The organism is Arthrobacter alpinus (genome assembly GCF_001294625.1).
GTDB lineage: Bacteria > Actinomycetota > Actinomycetes > Actinomycetales > Micrococcaceae > Specibacter > Specibacter alpinus_A.
Genome location: NZ_CP012677.1, coordinates 2,489,983 through 2,509,895 on the forward strand (window position 1 = coordinate 2,489,983; position 19,913 = coordinate 2,509,895).

Annotated in this window: 19 protein-coding genes and 1 tRNA gene; 8 read left to right on the forward strand and 12 right to left on the reverse strand. The window is 62.6% G+C overall.

Going from position 1 to position 19,913, the window contains the following annotated elements:
• Positions 1-224: 224 nt before the first annotated feature.
• Complete coding sequence (locus tag AOC05_RS20150) at positions 225-470, reverse strand: Lrp/AsnC ligand binding domain-containing protein (protein WP_230085320.1); 246 nt, start codon at positions 468-470, stop codon at positions 225-227.
• Entirely contained in the window at positions 397-690 is a 294-nt protein-coding gene (locus AOC05_RS20155) for an Lrp/AsnC family transcriptional regulator (RefSeq protein WP_231687101.1), read from the reverse strand. Before AOC05_RS20155 ends, AOC05_RS20150 begins: the two co-directional genes overlap by 74 nt.
• Before the next feature lie 123 nt (positions 691-813).
• Between AOC05_RS20155 and AOC05_RS18950 the strand changes: the two genes are divergently transcribed.
• Both AOC05_RS18950 and AOC05_RS11210 read left to right on the forward strand, forming a co-directional pair.
• A complete protein-coding gene (locus AOC05_RS18950) occupies positions 814-1,668 on the forward strand; it encodes a hypothetical protein (protein WP_197277822.1) in 855 nt (284 codons plus the stop codon).
• Positions 1,634-2,062 (forward strand): hypothetical protein, encoded by a 429-nt coding sequence (locus AOC05_RS11210; protein ID WP_157374969.1) that lies wholly within the window; start codon positions 1,634-1,636, stop codon positions 2,060-2,062. The genes AOC05_RS18950 and AOC05_RS11210 overlap by 35 nt, the downstream gene beginning before the upstream one ends.
• Before the next feature lie 166 nt (positions 2,063-2,228).
• Here AOC05_RS11210 and AOC05_RS11215 read toward each other — a convergent pair whose 3' ends face one another.
• Complete coding sequence (locus AOC05_RS11215) at positions 2,229-3,248, reverse strand: AraC family transcriptional regulator (protein WP_062007295.1); 1,020 nt, start codon at positions 3,246-3,248, stop codon at positions 2,229-2,231.
• A 176-nt stretch (positions 3,249-3,424) separates the two neighbouring features.
• Between AOC05_RS11215 and AOC05_RS11220 the strand changes: the two genes are divergently transcribed.
• The 6 genes from AOC05_RS11220 to AOC05_RS11245 all read left to right on the forward strand — a co-directional run bounded on the left by AOC05_RS11220 (position 3,425) and on the right by AOC05_RS11245 (position 11,582).
• A complete protein-coding gene (locus AOC05_RS11220) occupies positions 3,425-4,222 on the forward strand; it encodes an SDR family oxidoreductase (RefSeq protein ID WP_062007296.1) in 798 nt (265 codons plus the stop codon).
• Between the two features lie 51 nt (positions 4,223-4,273).
• A complete protein-coding gene (locus tag AOC05_RS11225) occupies positions 4,274-5,509 on the forward strand; it encodes a styrene monooxygenase/indole monooxygenase family protein (protein WP_062007297.1) in 1,236 nt (411 codons plus the stop codon).
• A gap of 47 nt (positions 5,510-5,556) precedes the next feature.
• Entirely contained in the window at positions 5,557-7,314 is a 1,758-nt protein-coding gene (locus AOC05_RS11230) for a flavin reductase (RefSeq protein WP_062007298.1), read from the forward strand.
• Positions 7,315-7,366: 52 nt separating this feature from the next.
• A complete protein-coding gene (locus tag AOC05_RS11235) occupies positions 7,367-8,989 on the forward strand; it encodes a phytoene desaturase family protein (RefSeq protein ID WP_062007299.1) in 1,623 nt (540 codons plus the stop codon).
• Positions 8,990-9,053: 64 nt separating this feature from the next.
• A complete protein-coding gene (locus tag AOC05_RS11240; protein ID WP_062007300.1) occupies positions 9,054-9,827 on the forward strand; it encodes a cyclase family protein in 774 nt (257 codons plus the stop codon).
• A gap of 96 nt (positions 9,828-9,923) precedes the next feature.
• Positions 9,924-11,582 carry a thiamine pyrophosphate-binding protein gene (locus tag AOC05_RS11245; RefSeq protein ID WP_062009669.1) on the forward strand — a complete coding sequence of 553 codons (1,659 nt, stop codon included), beginning with the start codon at positions 9,924-9,926 and terminating at the stop codon, positions 11,580-11,582.
• Between the two features lie 218 nt (positions 11,583-11,800).
• Here AOC05_RS11245 and AOC05_RS11250 read toward each other — a convergent pair whose 3' ends face one another.
• The 9 genes from AOC05_RS11250 to AOC05_RS11290 form a co-directional block, all read right to left on the reverse strand.
• Positions 11,801-12,379 carry an SAP domain-containing protein gene (locus AOC05_RS11250; protein ID WP_062007301.1) on the reverse strand — a complete coding sequence of 193 codons (579 nt, stop codon included), beginning with the start codon at positions 12,377-12,379 and terminating at the stop codon, positions 11,801-11,803.
• Positions 12,380-12,499: 120 nt separating this feature from the next.
• Positions 12,500-12,573 (reverse strand) — tRNA-Met (locus tag AOC05_RS11255).
• 246 nt (positions 12,574-12,819) lie between these two features.
• Positions 12,820-13,596 (reverse strand): enoyl-CoA hydratase, encoded by a 777-nt coding sequence (locus AOC05_RS11260; protein WP_062007302.1) that lies wholly within the window; start codon positions 13,594-13,596, stop codon positions 12,820-12,822.
• Positions 13,597-13,672: 76 nt separating this feature from the next.
• Positions 13,673-14,608 carry a 3-hydroxyisobutyrate dehydrogenase gene (mmsB, locus tag AOC05_RS11265; protein ID WP_062007303.1) on the reverse strand — a complete coding sequence of 312 codons (936 nt, stop codon included), beginning with the start codon at positions 14,606-14,608 and terminating at the stop codon, positions 13,673-13,675.
• Between the two features lie 11 nt (positions 14,609-14,619).
• Entirely contained in the window at positions 14,620-15,672 is a 1,053-nt protein-coding gene (locus AOC05_RS11270; protein ID WP_062007304.1) for an enoyl-CoA hydratase/isomerase family protein, read from the reverse strand.
• A 78-nt stretch (positions 15,673-15,750) separates the two neighbouring features.
• Positions 15,751-16,887 carry an acyl-CoA dehydrogenase family protein gene (locus AOC05_RS11275; RefSeq protein ID WP_062007305.1) on the reverse strand — a complete coding sequence of 379 codons (1,137 nt, stop codon included), beginning with the start codon at positions 16,885-16,887 and terminating at the stop codon, positions 15,751-15,753.
• A gap of 83 nt (positions 16,888-16,970) precedes the next feature.
• Positions 16,971-17,924: a cytochrome b/b6 domain-containing protein gene (locus tag AOC05_RS11280; protein WP_062007306.1), complete on the reverse strand. Its 954-nt coding sequence runs from the start codon at positions 17,922-17,924 to the stop codon at positions 16,971-16,973.
• A gap of 158 nt (positions 17,925-18,082) precedes the next feature.
• The gene (locus AOC05_RS11285; RefSeq protein WP_062007307.1) at positions 18,083-19,057 is read right to left on the reverse strand and encodes an electron transfer flavoprotein subunit alpha/FixB family protein; all 975 of its coding nucleotides are present in this window, start codon (positions 19,055-19,057) and stop codon (positions 18,083-18,085) included.
• A gap of 12 nt (positions 19,058-19,069) precedes the next feature.
• Positions 19,070-19,837 (reverse strand): electron transfer flavoprotein subunit beta/FixA family protein, encoded by a 768-nt coding sequence (locus AOC05_RS11290; protein WP_062007308.1) that lies wholly within the window; start codon positions 19,835-19,837, stop codon positions 19,070-19,072.
• Positions 19,838-19,913: the final 76 nt, after the last annotated feature.

Genomic DNA, 19,913 nt, shown 5'->3' on the forward strand with positions numbered 1-19,913 from the left:
GAAGTGTTGGCTCATCATCATGGCCGTCCCTGATCCTCCGTACTGTCAGCAAGCCTCCCGACAGTTGCCAAACCGACCGCGTCGTTGTTGTTGGCCAGGATAAAGACGCCACCCCATCGCTCCTGAAACGATGCATGACATGTGCTGATGGGCTGGCCCGGGCAGGGTTCACCACGGATTGGATTAAGTCCGGACCCATCCGGCGCCGCGTGGGCGAATCTCGTTCATCGGGCGCCATCGGGCCTTCCCGACATCGTCTGCAGGCGGGAGACGGGTTGCATGTGCTCAAAGATGAGTGTTGTCTGGGTGCTGACGAACGCCTTATTACTGCCTAGATTGGCTGCGACGAAATCCCGCAGCTCGGCGTTGTTGGCGCACGCGACGTGGAGGAGCGTCTCATGCTCTCCGCCCAGGACAAACACATTGAGCGTTTGCGGCAGATCCCGCAACTCCCGGGCCAGCTCGAGCATGTTCTGGCGGGCCTACCCATGGACGTCGATGGAAATCAACGCGAAGATGTACAAAGCCCAGGCTGCCTAGGTCAATATCTGCATGGAAACCGCGAATGATGCCAGCTTCGCGCAATGCGCGAACCCGGTTCAGGCACGTGGAGGGTGCCAGCCCGGTTCGGCGGGCCAACAAATTGTTGGGGGTGCGCGCATCCTGCGAGAGCTCTCGCAGGATTACCATATCCGCCTCATCCAAGTGAATTGGATTCGATGACGGCGGGCTGATGCATATTCTAGTCCGTGAGCTGAGACACGGCTTGTCAGCCAAGTTAGCGCGCAGCTTTCAGTAATTCAGAAGACCTTAGTGACCACCACCGCCCATCCCTTGGACCTCATCACCCGTGACGCATGCACTGGGGTCGACGCCGCGGATTCGCTGGCACCGTTTCGGAACCGTTTCATCTTGCCCGAAGGGGTTATCTACCTTGACGGCAACTCTCTCGGAGCGCGCCCGGTGGGCGCCGTGGAACGTGCACAGCAGCTCATCGCCGAAGAGTGGGGCGAAGGACTGATCCGCAGTTGGAACACGGCAGGCTGGTTTGAGTTGCCGAGACGTCTTGGCGACAAGTTGGCCAAGCTCATTGGCGGGCGCGACGGTGAGACGGTAGTCATCGTCACCGAGCGCGATATCTTCCCGACTGACATTTACCTCGCAGAGGGCGTCACCGATTTCCTCAACTCGGTTGCAGCGGAAACGGGTGTCCGGTACGAGGTGCCTCTGATCGATGAAGAATTGCCACTGGATGCTGCTCTGGACAGCTCGACAGCAGTTCTGGCGCTCTCGCATGTCAACTATCGCACCGGCGCCATGTGGGACATGTCCGCGGTCACGGCTCACCGGCATTCATCTGGGTCAATGCCCGCCACCAGGAACGGTTTTGGCAGTCTCTTGCCGGCTGGTGGTCGCACGCCAAGCCGTTCGACATGGCTGACGCCTATGCCCCGGCCAACAACATCAACCGCTTCCTGTGCGGAACCCAGCCCATCACCTCCCTCGCAATGGTTGAAGCCGGCCTGGATGTCACCCTGGACGCCGACTTTACCGCCGTACGCGCAAAGTCCCTGGCGCTCACCGACCTTTTCATCCGCCTTGTCGAGCAGCGCTGTGGCAACCATCCGCAAGAATGGCTCACTCGTCAAACGCTCTCCTGCTGTGTAGCGCCGGCATAGCCGTAGCCACCTGCGTCTACGTGCTGAACCTGGAATCAGGCTTCACCTTCATGATGGCCCTTTCCATGTTCGGCGCCATGGCCACCTGGTTCATGATCTTCTTGACCCACTTGGCGTTCCGCAAGGCTACGAAGCGCGACGGCACGGCATTGAGCTACAAACTGCGGTTCTACCCGATGGCATCCGTCATCGGGGCCGTCATGATGATTGCCCTGCTCGTTACCACACTCTTCATCGACGCGTTTCAAATGACCTTGATCTTTGGTGTCCCGTTTGTGGCTGTGGTTGTTGTCATCTACTACATCTTGAAACGAAGTTGCACCACCACTCCCCCTGTCGAGGCCGCCGTATCATCGGAAGAAGTTCCAGCGAAACAGGTTTAGGCATTTCGAGCCTGAACGTGAGCTGGCTGCTGGTCGCCGGAATCTGGATCGCTATTGGACACGAAGCCAACGTCAACGTGACCCCAGTCTTCCCTATAACCGTGGGTCAGAAAATCGTCCCCAACAACCGGCCTTTCGTGAACAGATGCCACCAAACGGTTCAGCATTAGACCGGCCCCGGACCGCGCAGGGTCTGTGAGGGCGAGAACCCGAATTGCTGCCGATAGGCCTGGGCAAACCGCCCCAAATGTCCAAAACCGCAGCGTTGGGCAATATCAGTCACGCTGTCAATCCGGGAGTCCCCCGCGCTCAACATTTGATGGGCCCTGCGCACCCGTGCCTCACGGAGCATATGGGAGGGAGTGCTGCCGAGTTCCCTGGCAAGCGCTGCCTGAAGCGTACGCACCGAAACACCCAAGGCCTCAGCCAGGTCTCCCACGCTGAGATCCTCTCCACAGTGGGTAAGGAGGAGATCCTGAAAATCGGCAACCAAGGCCGAGGGGTGCGGTCCCTGCGGTGCAGTGCACTCCTGTCCCAGTGCGGTGGTGAAATTGGATTTCACTGCCAAAAGCCACCGGGCAAGGACCATCTCTTCATGGAGCCGACGTACATAAGGCGTCGGTGCATTCTCCGGTACGTTGAGTAGATCGTGATAGTCGAAGACTGAGCGGATGAATAGTTTCCCCTCTGGCGCAGCCACATTCATACTGTCGGCCAACTGCAACGGCGCATCAAGCGTCGCCCCGAACAGCGCAGTGGCCGCGTTGCCCAAGGCTTCCCTGGGCACAGTAACGATCAATTGGGGAGTTCCCGCCTCCCACACCATGGAGAAATCCTGGTCGATGGGCGGGATGGAGGCAAGGGCCGGGGTCGAGTCAACAGTAGAATTCGGGCTGCACAGCCGGGCCCTGCCCGAAAGTGGCACCTGAACCATAAAGAACGTTTTCAATGCATCTGGTTCTATGCGGACCGCGGCCCCGTAATCCAGCAGATGCACACCGAAACCCTCGCCGGTTGAGCGCAGATTCAACTTCACCGAGCCCCGGGCCGAAAGCGGCCGCAATTCGTGCCGACAGAAAAGCTCACTCACCCGCTCCTGTGCCTCACCCGGATCCCGCGTTCTGAGCGTCGGCAACCCGTCAAGGACGCTGCTGGCATCAGGAGCAGCTAGCTGCTGGATCAGCATGTGAACGCTCCTTGGTAGTTACCGGGGATGGGGCTTGCCGACGGGCGCCGTCGGCCTGCGCGAATTGGATGAGACCTGCGCGAAGCGGATAGTTACGGGCCGGTGGTGCAGATAGATTTCTCTTCAGGTCATTCATTATGACATGGATCACACCTTATTGTGTCGGAAGGAATCTCATGAAACCACTCCAGGACCGCGTTGTCCTGCTCACAGGAGGCGCAACCAAAGTGGGCGCCGGTGTTGCCCAGTCACTCCTGGCGTCCGGGGCCAAGGTTATCGTCGCGGACATCGATACTGAGGGCGGCGCGGAGCTGGCGGCCCAGCACCCCGGCGTTGAATTCCATGCGCTGGACATCACCGACGACGCAGGGCTGGAATCCCTCATCGCCCACATCGGCGACACACACGGGCGGCTGGACGGCCTGGTGAACCTGGCTTGCAGCTACCTTGACGAGGGGATCGGATCCGGCAGGGCAGACTGGCTGACAGCACTAAACATCAACGTGGTCAGTGCCGTCATGCTGACCCGCTTGGCCCGCCCCCTCCTGGCCGCCTCCGGTCACGGTGCGGTGGTCAACTTCACCTCAATTTCAAGCAGCGTTTCCCAAACCGGACGCTGGCTCTACCCCGCCAGCAAGGCAACCCTGGTACAGGTGACCCGTTCCATGGCCGCAGACCTGGCCGGTGACGGCATCCGAGTGAACTCGGTCAGCCCCGGATGGACCTGGTCCAAGATCATGGACACGCTCAGCGGTGGGGACCTGGCCAAGACCGACGCCGTGGCCGCACCTTTCCATTTGCTGGGCCGTGTGGGGCGTCCCGAGGAAGTGGGCAATGTGGTGGCTTTCCTGCTCTCGGACCAGGCCTCCTTTGTGACCGGCGCCGATTGGGCGGTCGACGGCGGCTACTCGGCTCTTGGCCCCGAACGCAACGAACCCGCAATTGAACTGCTGGCGGCTCCGGCAACGCACTAGTTTTTCCTCCCTTCTCACAAGCACACGCATTAGGACTAAGGAACAAAAACCATGAATTCACGAACCATCACCATCGTCGGTGCCGGGCAGTCCGGCCTCCAGCTCGGAATCGGCCTGCTCGACGCCGGATACAGCGTCACGCTTATTTCGAACCGAACCCCGGATCAAATCCGCGACGGTTCCATCGCCTCCAGCCAGTGCATGTTTGACCAAGCCCTGGGCCACGAACGCGCGCTCGGCATCGACCTGTGGCCCGATGCACCGCCGGTGGAAGGTATCTCCTTTACGGTCGCCCCACCAGAGGCGCCGTGCGTCAAAGCAATGAGCTGGTCGCACAGGCTCGACGCCCCGGCACAGTCCATAGACCAGCGAGTAAAGTTCCCGGCATTGATGGAGGTGTTCGAGGCCCGCGGGGGCAAGCTGGTCATTGAGGAGGCCGGCGTCGAGGACCTTGAACGGTATGCGAGTGCCAGCGACTTGGTCATTGTGGCCGCCGGCAAGGGAGAGATCGCGGGCCTCTTTGAACGCGACGCCGAACGCAGCCACTATGCGGCACCGCAGCGTGCCCTGGCCCTGAGCTATGTGAACGGAATGAAGCCGCGCCCGGAATATTCGGCAGTGAACTTCAACCTGATCCCCGGAGTCGGTGAGTACTTTGTTTTCCCGGCGCTAACCGTGACCGGTCCCTGCGAAATCATGGTTTTTGAAGGGCTGCCAGGCTCCGACATGGACTCGTGGAAGGGTTTGAGCCCGCAGGAGCACCTGGAAAATTCGCAACGTATCCTGCGCACCTACCTACCATGGGAGGCCGACCGCTGCACAGAAGTTGAACTCACCGACCCCAACGGCATCCTGCAGGGACGCTTCCCACCAACCGTCCGGCACCCGCTGGCCACCCTGCCCTCCGGCAAGACGGTGCTGGGCATGGCCGACGTCGTAGTCCTCAACGATCCGATCACCGGGCAAGGTTCCAACAACGCCGCAAAGTGCGCGGCCGCCTACCTCTCAGGCATCCTGGAACACGGCGACGGCGCCTTTGACGACACTTTCAAGCAAGGCTTGTTTGAAAGCTACTGGCAGTACGCCCGGCACGTTGCGGATTGGACCAATGCGATGCTGGCTCCGCCGCCCCCGCACGCACTGCAAGTCCTGGGTGCCGCACAGGAAAACACGCAGATCGCTAAGCGTTTCGCCAACGGATTCAACTACCCGCCGGACTTTACGCAGTGGTTCATGAGCCCGGAGGCCGCAACCGGTTATCTTGACTCTTTCCAAGCAGCGCGCTAATTCCGTCAAACGCTTGCCTCCCCCTTCACACCCATCTGGAGCATTCAATGCGTACCATCGCCATCGTCGGGGCCGGAGAATCTGGCGCCCAGCTTGCCCTCGCACTGCAACGTTCAGGGCACAACGTCACCTTGTTCTCCGACCGTTCCGCCCAGCAGATTCGCAGCGGATCGATCACCTCCAGCCAATGCGTCTTTTCCTCTGCGCTTCGAGTCCAGCAGCCGCTGGACATCCCTGAGGCAAACACCCAGGAGCTGGGCATCGTCGGATTGCACCTGAACATCTCCGGGGGCAACATCTCCGGGAACGCAGGGGATTCCGGCCGCGAAGCCATCGACTGGCAGGGAACCCTGGACCGCCCCGCCCTCTCGGTGGACCAACGCGTCAAGTCAGCTCATTGGGTTGAAACCTTCATCACCCGCGGAGGCGACTTCCGTATTGAAAAGCTCTCGGTGCGCCGTCTTGAGGAAGTCGCCGCACTCTTTGACCTGGTGGTAGTGGGGACCGGGAAAGGCGAACTGGGGCAGATCTTTGCCACAGACCGCGCAAAGTCCCCGTTCGACCGGCCTCAGCGGGCAGTGGCAGTCACCTATGTGGTGCCAGCCCACGGCACCAGCGAGGAGACAGACTCTCGGCACATTCGCATGAACATGGTGCCGGGGGTAGGCGAGTTCTTCACCTTCCCCGGACTCAGCACCCAAGGCCCCTGCCAGATGATGGTCTTCGAAGGGCTTCCCGGTGGACCCATGGACTGCTGGGATAGCGTCAACACCCCGGACGAGCACCTTGAAACCTCGTTGGGTATACTGCGCGAACACTTCCCCCACGAATACCCACGCTTCGCCGGCTCCGTACTGAATGATCCAGGCGCAGCGTTACGCGGACGCATCAACCCGGTGGTCCGCTCGGCCGTGGGGACCCTGCCAGGAGGCCGGATCATCATGGGGCTGGGGGACGCGATCATGCTCAACGACTCGCTCACGGGACAGGGATCTAATAACGCAACCCTGGCCGCCGACCACTACGCCCGCGCCATCGATGCCCATGGCGAGGAGGTCTTCGACGAGCAGTGGATGCTGCGGACCTTCGACGAATTCTGGCGTGGCTGGGGCCAGTTCTCCACGGTATGGACCAACTCCATGCTGCGCGAACGCAAAGACTGGCAGCTGAAAGTGCTGGCCAAGGCCCAACACCACGACGCGCTCGCAACAGCGTTGACCAACGGTTTTGACGATCCGCGCACCTTGTTCCCCTGGTGGTTTGAACCGGAGGAAGCTCAAGCATTCATGGAGCGCGCCGTTGCGGAGGAAAGCGCAATCTTTGACCTCCGTGACTTCCGTTCCACACTGGGCCAATTCGCCACGGGCGTTACGGTGGTAACGACCCGCACCCCGCAGGGACACAAGGTTGGCATGACCGCCAACTCTTTTACCTCAGTGTCCATGGATCCGCCGCTGGTGCTCTGGTGCCCCAGCAAGTTTGCCCCGTCACTGGATGATTTCGAAGCCTCCACGCACTTTGCCATCAATGTGCTCGAATCCTCCCAGCACGTACTCTCACGTCAATTCGCCACCCCGGCGGAAGACAAGTTCGCCGGGGTGGATACTGTGGAGGGGGTCGCCGGGGTACCTTTGCTGACCGGTGCCGTTGCCACCTTCCAGTGCCGCACTGTGGCCAGGCACCAGGCAGGCGATCATGTGATCTACGTGGGCGAGGTGGAAAAATACACGCGGACAGAGGGCGACCCCCTGGTATTCCACGCTGGCGCCTACCACCGCACAGCTTTACACCCCGATTTCAGCTAAGTGCCTAGCCAACCCAGAAAAGCCCCTGATATGCCCCTGACGAGGAGAGAACATGGAAAGCGATTACGTGGTGATTGGATCGGGAATCAATTCCCTCGTGGCAGCCGCCGAGTTGGCACGATCGGGGGCAACCGTAACCCTTTTGGAGGAAAAGGACAGGCTTGGCGGGTTTATCGATTCGGGCAAGCTGACGGTACCTGGGTTCATCCATGACACGTTTTCCTCCTGGCACCCGCTGTTCATGGCCGGTGCGGCCTACGCCGAACTCGGGCCAGAGCTGCACCGCCACGGTTTGCGCTATCTAAATACCGACGATGCGGGCACACCATGGGTGTGCGGCAGCGTGGGATCAGATACCAAGGGAAAAACCAGTGTGGTATTGGCCCTACGCGACCCTGTGGAAACTGCCCAAGCCTTTGAACACGCGGCAGACCGGGAAGCTTATGCGGTGATGCTCCAGGAATTTGGCGCGCAAGCACCTGTCATTTTTGGGTTCATGGGCAGCGAGATGGACCTGCCGAACGCGGCAAAACTTGGATTCAAGGCCCTCCGCATGGGATTAACCAAGGTTCAGGCGCTGGTGCGTCAGGGAATGATGAGCGGGCGGAACTTGACCCGCAGCCGCTTTGTTGGCACCGAGGTGGACCAGCTGTGGGCGCCTTGGCTCTTGCATGCCGGGCTGGGCCCCGACCAGGTCAGCGGCGCGGTGATGCTCCCGGTGATGGCGGCAAGCATGCACCAATTCGGTTTGCCCATTGTTAAGGGCGGGGCAAGCGGGTTCATCGCTGCCTTTGAATCTCTGCTGCGAGAAAATGGGGTGAGAATCCACACGGGCGCCAAGGCTGATTCGATCCTCGTCAGGGACGGCCGGGCGGCGGCGGTAAAAACGGCGTCCGGAACGTTTGAGGCCAGCCACGGTATTCTGGCCTCAGTGTCGGTGCCGCAGCTCTACAATGAATTGCTGGATGCGGCCGCAGTCCCGCCCCGGAGCAGAGACCAAGCCCGTGAATACCAGCCGGGCCGCGCCGCCATGCAAATCCACGTGGCGCTCGATGCGCCGGTCCCCTGGATTGATGAACGGCTCGCCCAAACACCGTTGATTCATCTTTCCACTGGCTCCAATTCGACGGCGATCGCCTGCGCCCAAGCTGAAGCGGGCCTGCTTCCGGCCAACCCCACCATTGTCATCGGCCAGCAATGCGTGTTGGATCCTTCGCGTGCACCGGCCGGCAAGGCAACACTGTGGCTGCAACTTCAGGAACTTCCCTTCGAACCCGTCGGGGATGCAGCTGGCGCATTGGATATCAGTGACGGCTGGGATGAAAAACTTGTCACCGCATTCACCCAACGGGTGCTGGGGCAGATCGAGCAGTACGCCCCGGGCCTGGGGCAGTTGGTGCTAGGAATCAAGGCGATCAGCCCCCGCGAATTGAGTCAATCGAACCGCAATGCAGTGGGAGGAGACCCGTACGGCGGCTCGGCTGAGCTGTACCAAAACCTGTTGTGGCGTCCGCTGCCGCAGCTGGGCAAAGGCCGTTCGCCAATAAAAGGGCTGTGGCATATTGGCGCAGCCACGCATCCAGGCCCCGGGCTCGGCGGCGGATCCGGACATTTAGCGGCCCAACAACTCATCCGCCGAAGCAAAAAACGGCGCCACCAAAAATCCAGCACGTGAGCAGGTATCTTTTGGGTAAGGAGATACTGCCTAGTTTGTCACACATCACAAATAAGGAGATTCAATGAGTCCTGTCCATGCAGCCCTCGCAGCCCTGGCATCCGGAACGGTGGAGGTCGTTGACTTGACAGCACCCCTGTCAGCGCAAACCCCCACGCTGGTGTTGCCGGAACCCTTCTCCAACCTGATTGATTTCAGCCTGGAGGAAGTCTCCGCGTACAACGAGCCGGGCCCGTATTGGAAGCACCACAACATCCATACCGGCGAACATATCGGCACGCACATTGATGCACCCATCCATTGGATCTCCGGTCGGGAGGGCAAGGACGTCGCCCAGCTGGACCCTGCCCGATTGGTGGGGCCCGCCGTCGTACTGGATTTCACCAAGGAAACAGAAGCGGACCCGGACTTTCTGGTGGATGTGGCCCACCTGGTTGCCTGGCAGGAGGAACACGGCGCATTCCCGGCCAACGCCTGGCTGCTCTTCCGCACCGGATGGGACCAATACGGACACGACCAGCACGCCTTCCTGAATCTGGACGAGAATGGATCGCACACCCCGGGCTTTACCGCAGAATGTGCACAGTGGATGGCGCAGGAACTGGAAATCTCCGGTATCGGCGTGGAAACCGTGGGGATCGACGCCGGCAATGCCGCAGCACTGAACCCACCGTTCCCGGTTCACTATTTCCTGCTCGGCGCCGACAAATACGGCATCACCTCGCTGAAGAACCTGGCCAAGCTGCCCACCCACGGCGCCATGATCGTGGTGGCCCCCTTGCCGATCGTCGGCGGCACGGGTGCCCCTGCCCGCGTCATGGCACTGATCCAAAAGTAGCGGCCGACCCTCCATGGCGGGCAGGCAGAAATGCCCGGCTCATCCCTGGAGAACCTCAACCCAGTCCTGGCCAACCCAGCATCGAAGGAAGTTTTCATGAACGTCGCTCAACTTGTCGGCAAGACCCTAGCCCAGCTTGGCGTAGGACATTGCTTTGGGGTGGTCGGCTCGGGGAACTTCACCATCACGAACACCTTGATGGAGCATGGGGTCCCGTTTACGGCGGCCCGCCATGAGGGCGGGGCTGCGACAATGGCTGACGCCTTTGCTCGAACCAGCGGGCAGGTGGCGCTACTTTCGGTGCACCAGGGGTGTGGGCTCACCAACGCGGCTACAGGAATCGGGGAGGCCGCCAAGTCTCGTACCCCGATGATCGTGCTGGCCGCTGAGGCTGCGCCAAGCGCCGTGTATTCGAACTTCGCTATGGACCAAGAAGGTTTCGCCGCCTCTGTCTACGCTGTCTCCGAGCGTGTGCACAGCGCTCAAACGGCGGTCGCAGACACCATCCGGGCTTATCGCCGGGCAGTGAATGACCGCCGCACGGTGGTGCTGAACTTGCCGCTGAACGTCCAGGCCCAGGAAGTGCCAGACGGCGCCGGTCAGCCCCCGGCGGAAATCTCCCTAGCCGAAACAATCCGCCCCTCGCGGGCCGCCGTTGCTGCACTGACCGAGTTGATCCAAAATGCCCAACGCCCGATCTTTGTGGCTGGGCGCGGTGGTCGCGGAGCCAAGACGGAGATCCTTGAACTGGCCAGGCAGACAGGGGCCCTTGTCGCAACTTCCGCCGTCGCCAAGGGCCTTTTTAACGAAGATCACTTCAACCTTGGTATTTCCGGCGGTTTCTCATCGCCGCTGGCCGCCGAGCTGATCACCGGCGCCGACTTGATCGTGGGTTTCGGCTGTGCCCTGAACATGTGGACAATGCGCCACGGTCATTTGATAAGTGCGGACACCAAGGTGGTCCAGATCGACCTCGAGGATCAGGCGCTGGGCGCCAACAGGCCCATCAATCTGGGTGTGCTGGGTGATTCGGGCGAATGCGCCACCGATGTCCTCGCTGAAATTAGACGCCAGGGGTACCCGCCGCGTGAGGGTTACCGTAGCGCCGAGGTTGCCGCCCGCATCAGGGGTTCGGTTCAATGGCAGCAAGTTCCGTTCGAGGATCTTTGCGATCCACAGCGGATCGATCCTCGCACGTTGACCAAACGGCTGGATGAGCTGCTGCCAACCGAGCGTATTGTCAGCGTGGATTCTGGGAACTTTATGGGCTACCCGAGCCAATACCTTTCTGTACCGGACGAGTTCGGCTTCTGTTTCACCCAGGCCTTTCAATCCATTGGGTTGGGGTTGTACACGGCTATTGGTGCGGCCCTCGCCCAGCCGCAGCGCCTGCCTGTCCTGGGGACAGGGGACGGCGGATTCCACATGGCCATAGCGGAACTGGACACGGCCGTGCGCCTGAACATGCCCTTGGTGTGCATCGTCTACAACGACGCCGCCTATGGTGCTGAAGTGCACCACTTCGCGATCGATAATCCAGATGCGGACATGAGCTCAGTACAATTCCCGGACACCGATTTCGCCGCCATTGGACGTGGTTTCGGCGCCGATGGCATCACAGTCCGCAGCCTCGCGGACCTCGATGCTGTCAGTGACTGGTTGGATTCAAATCCCAGCCGTCCCCTGGTCATCGATGCAAAGATCGCCTCGGATTCCGGTGCGTGGTGGCTCGCCGAGGCATTCAAGGGGCACTAAGGCTTGATCTGTCGAAGTCGGCGCCAAAGCCGTGCCTCCTTTGCCGCCTCACTGGCCGGGTTGAACGTGCTGACGGGAACCTTACGCGGGGCCTCGGTCCTGTCGGACGACGCCGGTCCTGACGTCGGGCGCTTGGCTGTCGCCTCGGCTGACCTCCCCCCAGACGCTGCATCACCAAACGCAGTGTTTTCGCCAACGCTTCTGCACTATCCGCTCACCTAATTGCCCGTGCCGGACGTCGAGGGCCTGAAGTCTTTGGGCAAAGCCCGGTGCCGCTGCCAGCCCGCGTGCATTTCTTCGCGGGTACTGTTGGGATTTTCCGAGCACCATTTGTGGGTGAATTGGTTGAGCTCGAATTGTTGGCCGAGCACCGTCGGCTCAGCACTTCTTGTGGAGTGCCAGTGGGCCAAAGCGTCGTGCAGTGTGGACGTCCCGTCCGCATCCGCAAAGAAGCCACGCATATGTGCGTCGAAGTGGAAAGCACCGCCTAGTTGCACTTCAAACCATCCCCGGAGGGGCTGGTTGCAGCGCTGCCCGCGCGGCACAAGCGTGGTGGCATCCAGCGGCCCCAAGAGTTGCTTCCCCGGCGGGGCCTTGCGGGGAAGTGCCGGTTGCGGCAGCCCGTCCAGGTGGGCGCGGATCCTGGCGGCGAGGTCTTCCTTTCCGCCTGTGGCAGGGAGTCCGCTGGCCCGGGCAAAGGCGGCCAGTTCGGTTTTCAGCCAGTACCAGCGGTAAAACTCGTGCGCAGAAATGTTTGCAGAAAGTGCCGGACGTTGCGGCTGCTCAGTGCCAGTCACCCTTGAAGTTTCGCATGCGGCCGGCTGTGCCGGGGAGCGCTGGCGCCACCGCGCTGGCGGGAAACGGCCACGAAAACGGAAAACCCCCGGCCTAATGGCCGAGGGTTTTCCTCATCATAGTTGCGGGGACAGGATTTGAACCTGTGACCTCCGGGTTATGAGCCCGGCGAGCTACCGAACTGCTCCACCCCGCGTTGCGTCCTCAACAGTACATGCGTTTGGGCCAAACACCAACTCGGCAGATTTCTAGCAGGTTTCGATAGTGTCAACCACCGCCAACCCAGCCCCGGCGCTGAGCGGAATGGGGGGCTGAGACGGCCGCGGACTGGTCTTTTTTCGTAGGCGATGTCAAGGAGTTCGTAGGCGACCTCAAGGAGACCGAGGCCGCCCGCGGCCGATGGTCGGGGAGTCGCCGAGGAAATACCGGCCCGCCGCCGCGACTACCGGTGCTTGAACTCCGCGGGGCGCTTGTCCATGAACGCCGCCATGCCTTCCTTCTGGTCGTCGGTGGCGAAACAGGCGAAAATGGAGCGTCGTTCTATCCGGACCCCTTCGGCCAGTGTGGTCTCAAAGGCTGCATTGACGGCTTCCTTGGCGATCATGGTGACCGGCTTGGACATGCCGGCAATCACTGCCGCCGTGGCCAGCGCGTCCTCCAACAAGGACTCCACGGGCACCACGCGGGCCACCAAGCCTGTCTGCTCCGCCTCCACGGCCCCCATGATGCGCCCGGTCAACACCATCTCCATGGCCTTGGCCTTGCCGATGGCCCGGGTCAGCCGCTGCGAACCGCCCATGCCGGGTATGACGCCGAGCTTAATTTCGGGCTGGCCAAACTTGGCGTTCTCCCCCGCAATGATGAAATCGGCGATCATGGCCAGCTCGCAACCCCCACCCAAGGCATGGCCGGCGACGGCGGCAACCATGGGCGTGCGTACCCTGGCCAGGGCGTCCCACACGGAGAACCAGTCGGAGATGTACATCTGTACCGAGGACTTCGCCGCCATCTCCTTGATGTCAGCCCCGGCAGCAAAAGCCTTGGCGGACCCGGTGATGACAATCGCCCCGATCCCCGGGTCCTTGTCAAAGGCCTGGGCCGCGGCCAGGATCTGCTGTCCCATCGCGTCACTGAGGGCGTTGAGGGCCTCGGGGCGGTTGAGCGTGATCAGCCCCACCCGGCCGTGCTGTTCGGTCAGGATCAAGGAGTTCTCTGTCATGGTTTTGCGGTTCCGTTCGGGTAGCTGCGGTCAATTCTCAAGGGCGTCAGGAAAGTCACGTGGCTGAGTCGGGCGTCTAGTCCGAAGCTGCCCTGATGGTGTTGATAATGGCGGAGAAATCGGTGCCGGCCCCACCTTCCTGAGCAAAGTTCCGGTAAATTTCCTCGGCCGCACGCCCCATCGAGGCCTGGACCCCGGTGGCATTCAGGGCTTCCACGGCTAGGCCCAGGTCCTTGGCCATGAGGGCGCCGGCAAAGCCGGGCTGGTAGTCGCGGTTGGCCGGGCTGGCCGGTACCGGTCCCGGCACGGGGCAGTTGGCGGTCAGCGACCAGCATTGCCCGGAGGCGTTGGCTGCCACGTCAAACAGCGCCTGGTGGGTCAGTCCCAACTTTTCACCCAGCACAAAGGCCTCGCTGACGGCGATCATGGACACGCCCAGGATCATGTTGTTGCACACCTTGGCCGCCTGCCCGGCGCCGGGGCCCCCGCAATGCACAATGCGCTTGCCCATCACCTCAAAAATTTCGGCGGCGTCGGCAAAGTCATCGGCGGAGCCGCCCACCATGAACGTCAGTGATCCCGCCTCGGCGCCCACCACCCCGCCGGAAACAGGAGCGTCCAGTCCGCGGTGCCCGGTGGCCAGCACCATCTCATGCGCGATGCGGGCATCCTCCACGGCAATGGTGGAGCATTCAAGGAACAACGAACCCGGCTTGGCCGCGGCCAGCAACCCACCCCCGGGGCCGTCCCCGTCATACGCGGCAAACACGTGCTTTCCAGCGGGCAGCATGGTGATGACAACATCGGCGCCCGTGGCGGCCTCCCCCGCGGAGGCAGCCACCACGACCCCCGCCGCATGCGCCGCTTCCAGGGCTGCAGGCACCACGTCGAACCCTGTGACCGTGTATCCGGCCGCCACGAGGTTGGCAGCCATGGGTCCGCCCATGTGCCCCAATCCGATGAAGCCGATGCTGCGCCGCGTCGCCGCAGTGACCTCGCTTGTTGTGTTCATTGCCTTGCCACCTATCCGTTGTTCTCGGGAACTAGGCCCAGTTCCTGCCGGCCCAGGTCTGCAAATGCCTGTGCCACCACATCCGCTGGCACCTCCTCGATCGTTGCCGGGGTCCAGGACGGGTTGCGGTCCTTGTCCACCAGTTGCGCCCTGATTCCCTCAGCAAAATCGGGCCAGCGCAGCGCCCGCAAGGACACCCGCAGCTCCTGGTTGAGCACGTCCTCCAGCGTCGGAAGTTCCCGTGCCCGCCGCAGGGCCGCCAACGTCACGGTGATTGCCGTGGGCGACTTCGCCGCAATCGTGGCCGCCGCCTTCACAGCCCCGGGGTCGCCCACGCGGGCCAACCGCCCAAGGATGGTCCCGGCGTCGTCCGTGGCATAAGCCTCATCGATCCACCAGCGCGCCTCCATCAGGGCGGAGTCCGGGGGGACCTCCCCATAACGGGCGACGGCGGCGCTTGCGGCCCGCCCGGCGAGCTCTGCCACCAGCGTGGCCAGGTGGGAGGAGCTAACGTAGTGGTCCGCCAGGCCCATGGCGATGGCATCCGCGCCACTGACCATGGCCCCCGTCAGTCCCGCATGGGTGCCCGTTTCGCCGGGGGCGCGGGAGAGCAGGAAGGTGCCGCCCACGTCGGGGACGAAGCCGATGCCGGTCTCGGGCATCCCGATGCGGGACCGTTCGGTGACGACCCGGTGGGAGGCGTGCGCGGAAATCCCCACCCCGCCGCCCAGAACTACCCCGTCCATCAACACCACAATGGGTTTGCGGTAGCGGCTGATCCGGGCGTTGAGGTGGTACTCGTCGCGCCAGAACTGCTCGCTTCCATTTCCGCCGGTGCGGGCGTCATGGTAGATCGAGACGATGTCCCCGCCCGCGCACAAGCCCCGCTCACCGGCACCGGAGATCAGGACTGTAGAGACGGCGTCGTCGAATTCCCACGCGTCAAGGGCCGCTGCGACACTCAGGACCATGCCATGGTTCAGCGCGTTCATGGCGGCTGGCCGGTTCAGGACCAGGTGCCCCAGATGTCCGTCACGCTGGACCAAAACGTCGGGGTTCTGCATATGCCAATCCTTCACTGCCTGGTCTGGAACTGCCTGGTCTGGAACTGCCTGGTCTGGAACTGCCTGGTTGCTCAAAGCCTAGTCCTCAACGGCAAGGCGGCCCACTATCAGGCGCATGATCTCGTTGCTGCCTTCAAGGATTTGATGGACGCGCAAGTCACGGACAATCTTCTCTAGCCCGTACTCGGAAAGATAGCCGTAGCCGCCGTGAAGTTGCAGCGCCTGGTTGGCCACGTGGAAGCCGGCATCGGTGGCCACCCGCTTGGCCATGGCACACAGCTTCACGGTGTCCGGGGCCCCACGTTCCAGGGCGTCGGCGGCGCGCAGCAACAAGGTCCTGGCCGTTTCCAGTTCGGTGTCCATGTCCGCAATTTCAAAGAGCAGATGCTGCTGCTTGATCAGTGGCCCGCCAAAGGCCTGGCGTTCCTTCAGGTAGGCGATGGACTTTTCCAGCGCCGTCCTGCCCCCGCCCAGCGAGCACGCGCCGATGTTCACTCGCCCACCGTTCAGGCCCTTCATGGCGATCATGAACCCGTCACCCTCGGCCCCCAGCCGGTTGGTCACGGGGACGCGGACGTTCTCAAAGACGACTTGCCGGGTGGGTTGGGCGCGCCAGCCCATCTTCTTCTCGTTGGCACCAAAGGACAGTCCAGGGGTGCCCGCAGGCACCACGATGGCCGAGATGCCGCGGCTGCCAGTGTCCGCCGTCCTGGCCATGACCACATACCATGCCGAGGACCCGGCCCCGGAGATGAACTGTTTGGTCCCGTTGATGAGGTAATCATCGCCGTCGAGCACTGCCCTGGTGGTGAGAGCGCCAGCATCCGAGCCCACCCCCGGCTCGGTCAAGCAGTAGCTGCCCAACTCGGTCATGGCGGTCAGACCGGGCAGCCAGGCGGCGCGCTGCGCCTGATCGCCGTGGGCGTCAATCATCCATGCCACCATATTGTGGATGGAGATGTAAGCGGCGATGGAGGGATCCGCCGCGGCCAGTTCCTCAAAGATCAGCACCGCATCGGTGCGGCTCAGCCCGGACCCGCCAAACTCTTCCCGCACGTAGATGCCGCCCATGCCCAGCTCACCGGCCTGTGCCAAGACCTCCAAAGGGAAGTGCTTTTCCTCGTCCCACTCGGCGGCATGCGGGGCAAGGGCCGTGGTGGCGAAGTCGCGCACCATTTCCACTACCGCCTGTTGGTCATCGCTGAGCTCGTACATGGATGCTGCCTCCTTTGGCAACGGGAGTTGATGGTTCAACTCGTCTCTGGGTTCCTCCCGCGCCTTGTGGGCCGGGCAGGAATTTACTTGCTGACCTTCCCGGTCAAGGAGGCGATCGGCCTCAGGAAAAGTGGCTGGGCCAGGAACCAGGCGCCGGCCATGACCACCAGGGACGCGGCGAAGATGCCGAAGCCCCACCAGTTCACCTCGTTGGAGGAGGCGTACATGTGGTTGAGGTTGCGCAACGCTCCGGTGGCCAGGACCAGGGTCACGTGGACCACGATGAAGCCCACGAAGTAGAGCATGACCGGGAAGTGCAGGGCGCGGGCCGCGGTGATGGGGTAGATCTTGTTCAACGTGGTGGCGTTCTTGGGCCAGGCGCCGGACATGCGCAGGCCGGTGGCGATGGCGAGCGGGGCGGCGATGAAGACGGTGATGAAGTATGTCAGCAGCTGCAGGCCGTTGTAGTTGACCCAGCCGTCGTCAGTGGGCCAGTCGAGGGAGAGGTATTGCAGGCCGGCCGAGATGGCGTTGGGGAACACGTCCCAGCTGGTGGGCACGATGCGCAGCCATTGGCCGGTGGCGAACAGGACGACGATGAAGATCGCGCCGTTGAGCACCCAGAGGGCGTCCAGGCTCAGGTGGAACCAGAGGTCCAGGCTGATCTTGGTGGGGTTGCCCTTCGTCTTGACCAGGCCCTTGTTGTTGCGGATCCAGTGGGCGGCCGGGCGTTTGGTGGTGCGCACCTGCCAGCCGGAGCGGATGATCAGCAGGATGAAGAACATGTTCAAAAAGTGCTGCCACCCCAGCCAGGCGGGCAGGCCCACGGGTGCGCCCGCCGGGAGTTCGGACTGTCCCGGGTAGGTGGTCATGAAGTCCTGGACGGCGCCCAAGCTGGTCAGCCAGCGGGCCACGAGGACGGCGATGGCGAGGAGGATGACCAGGGCGCCGGCGGAGACACCGATTTTGGCCCACAGGCCCAGGCCGTTCCAGCGTTCGGCAAGGCCGGGCGACTGCTTGGTCTTGGGGGTCGACATGGTCTAAAACCTCTTTCGCGAACTTCCGTGGGAAGCGGGCTGGTGGTGGTGCCGCTTGGCAACAGTCTCTATTTGTAACAGCTTTGGAGTCTTTTGCCTCCATTGTCCGTCATGGACGGCCACCCGGGGGCGCCCCCCGGGTGGCGGCGCCTGCTTTACTAGTTGTTTCTGGCCGCAAGCGCCTCGATGAGCTGCGGAACCACTTTGAACACGTCGCCGACAATGCCGAAGTCGGCCACGTCAAAGATGGGCGAGTCCCCGTCCTTGTTGATGGCCACGATGGTCTTGGCGGTCTGCATGCCGGCCCTGTGCTGGATGGCGCCGGAGATGCCCAGAGCAATATAGAGCTGCGGTGAAACACTGACACCTGTTTGGCCCACCTGTGCGTGCTGGTCAACGTAGCCTGCGTCGACGGCGGCACGGGAGGCACCAATGGCTGCCCCAAGTGCGTCGGCGAGCTGCTCCACGAGGACAAAGTTCTCCTTGGAGCCCAGGCCGCGGCCGCCGGAGACCACGGTCTTGGCCGTTCGCAGTTCTGGGCGGCTGCTGGTAGCAGGGGCGTCGTTGACGGCCGCGACCTGGGCTCCGGGAACCGTGCCGCGCAGGGCCGCCGTGACCAGTTCGACGGCGCCGCCACCTTCGTTGGCGACACCGTCGATGGCGCCCTGCCGGACGGTGATGATGGGCAGGCCGCCCTCAACGGCTGATTCCACGTCATAGGCGCCACCGAAGATGGAGTGCCCGGACACGATGCGCCCGCCGTCCAACCGAACTGAGACGGCGTCGTTGAGCGTGGCCCCGCCCACTCGGACGGACAGCCTCGCGGCGACCTCGCGGCCGTCCACCGAGTTCGCCACCAGCACGGCCGCCGGATCGTAAGCGGCAACGGCTGCCTCCAGGGCCTCCACTGCTGGGCCGGTGAGCACGGATCCGGCCTGGGCGCCGATCCCCTGATAAATCACAGCGGCACCGGCCAGGCCCAATTGGCCCGCCACTTCCGGGCTCAGCTCGTTTTCGCTGGCGACAACAGCAATCGGCGTTCCGAGCGTGGCGGCCGCAGCCAGCAGGCCCTTCGCTGAGGCGGCAACTGCACCGGCGTGGGTCAATTCAATGAGTGTCAGAATATTTGCCATGTTGTTGCCTTCCTAGACCAAGCGGTTTTCGATGAGGTAGCCGGCCAGCTGGGTCGCGGCCGTGCCGTCGTCTTCAATTTTGCGGCCGGCCTCGCGGGCGGGCTTCTCGCTGTGCGTCAGGATCACCGAGTGTGCCGGCGTCGCCGCCACGTTAAGATCGCTGAGGGAGAGCGTGGTGACGGGCTTGCGCTTGGCTGTCAGGATGCCCTTGAAGTTGGGGAAGCGGGCCTCGGCGCTCCGCTCGGTCATGGTGATCACCGCAGGCAGCTGTGCGGTGACCTGCAGGGAACCGCTGTCCCCCGAGCGTTCGCCGCTGACTTTTCCGTTGCCAAGTTCGACGGCGTTCAGCCCGCCCACAAGCGGCAGGCCCAGGTGCTCGGCGATCATGGCCGGAACCACGCCGCCGCGGCCGTCGGTTGATTCGTTGCCGGCCACGATCACGTCGGCATTGGTGCTGCGCAGGGCTGCGGCGAGCACCGCTGCGGTGCGTGCCGCATCGGAGCCGGCCAGTCCGCCGTCGAGCACGTGAATTCCGGAATCGGCACCCATGGAGAGGGCCTTGCGGATGCCCTTGGTGACTTCCTCGGGGCCCATGGACAGCACCACAATTTCGGTGGACTTGTCCGCATCCTTCACGCGCAGGGCGACTTCAAGCGCCCGCTCATTGATCTCGTCGACAAGGTTGTCCGCCGCCTCACGGTCCAGCCAGCCGGTGGCGGAGACGAGCGTGCGCTCCTCCGCCGTGTCAGGCACTTGTTTGATAAGTACGACGATCTTCATTGATTGCCCTCCAGTGTCATGGTGTTGCGTGTATCTCAGCAGAATACTAGGTAGTACTAGTATTTACTAGGGATCC

Excerpts from the sequence above, each read along its gene's own strand:
- AOC05_RS20150 (WP_230085320.1), bottom strand. The coding sequence starts at position 470 with ATGCTCGAGCTGGCCCGGGAGTTGCGGGATCTGCCGCAAACGCTCAAT.
- AOC05_RS20155 (WP_231687101.1), bottom strand. The coding sequence starts at position 690 with ATGGTAATCCTGCGAGAGCTCTCGCAGGATGCGCGCACCCCCAACAAT.
- AOC05_RS11210 (WP_157374969.1), top strand. The coding sequence starts at position 1,634 with ATGGCTCACTCGTCAAACGCTCTCCTGCTGTGTAGCGCCGGCATAGCC.
- AOC05_RS11215 (WP_062007295.1), bottom strand. The coding sequence starts at position 3,248 with ATGCTGATCCAGCAGCTAGCTGCTCCTGATGCCAGCAGCGTCCTTGAC.
- AOC05_RS11220 (WP_062007296.1), top strand. The coding sequence starts at position 3,425 with ATGAAACCACTCCAGGACCGCGTTGTCCTGCTCACAGGAGGCGCAACC.
- AOC05_RS11225 (WP_062007297.1), top strand. The coding sequence starts at position 4,274 with ATGAATTCACGAACCATCACCATCGTCGGTGCCGGGCAGTCCGGCCTC.
- AOC05_RS11230 (WP_062007298.1), top strand. The coding sequence starts at position 5,557 with ATGCGTACCATCGCCATCGTCGGGGCCGGAGAATCTGGCGCCCAGCTT.
- AOC05_RS11235 (WP_062007299.1), top strand. The coding sequence starts at position 7,367 with ATGGAAAGCGATTACGTGGTGATTGGATCGGGAATCAATTCCCTCGTG.
- AOC05_RS11240 (WP_062007300.1), top strand. The coding sequence starts at position 9,054 with ATGAGTCCTGTCCATGCAGCCCTCGCAGCCCTGGCATCCGGAACGGTG.
- AOC05_RS11245 (WP_062009669.1), top strand. The coding sequence starts at position 9,924 with ATGAACGTCGCTCAACTTGTCGGCAAGACCCTAGCCCAGCTTGGCGTA.
- AOC05_RS11260 (WP_062007302.1), bottom strand. The coding sequence starts at position 13,596 with ATGACAGAGAACTCCTTGATCCTGACCGAACAGCACGGCCGGGTGGGG.
- mmsB (WP_062007303.1), bottom strand. The coding sequence starts at position 14,608 with ATGAACACAACAAGCGAGGTCACTGCGGCGACGCGGCGCAGCATCGGC.
- AOC05_RS11270 (WP_062007304.1), bottom strand. The coding sequence starts at position 15,672 with ATGCAGAACCCCGACGTTTTGGTCCAGCGTGACGGACATCTGGGGCAC.
- AOC05_RS11275 (WP_062007305.1), bottom strand. The coding sequence starts at position 16,887 with ATGTACGAGCTCAGCGATGACCAACAGGCGGTAGTGGAAATGGTGCGC.
- AOC05_RS11280 (WP_062007306.1), bottom strand. The coding sequence starts at position 17,924 with ATGTCGACCCCCAAGACCAAGCAGTCGCCCGGCCTTGCCGAACGCTGG.
- AOC05_RS11285 (WP_062007307.1), bottom strand. The coding sequence starts at position 19,057 with ATGGCAAATATTCTGACACTCATTGAATTGACCCACGCCGGTGCAGTT.
- AOC05_RS11290 (WP_062007308.1), bottom strand. The coding sequence starts at position 19,837 with ATGAAGATCGTCGTACTTATCAAACAAGTGCCTGACACGGCGGAGGAG.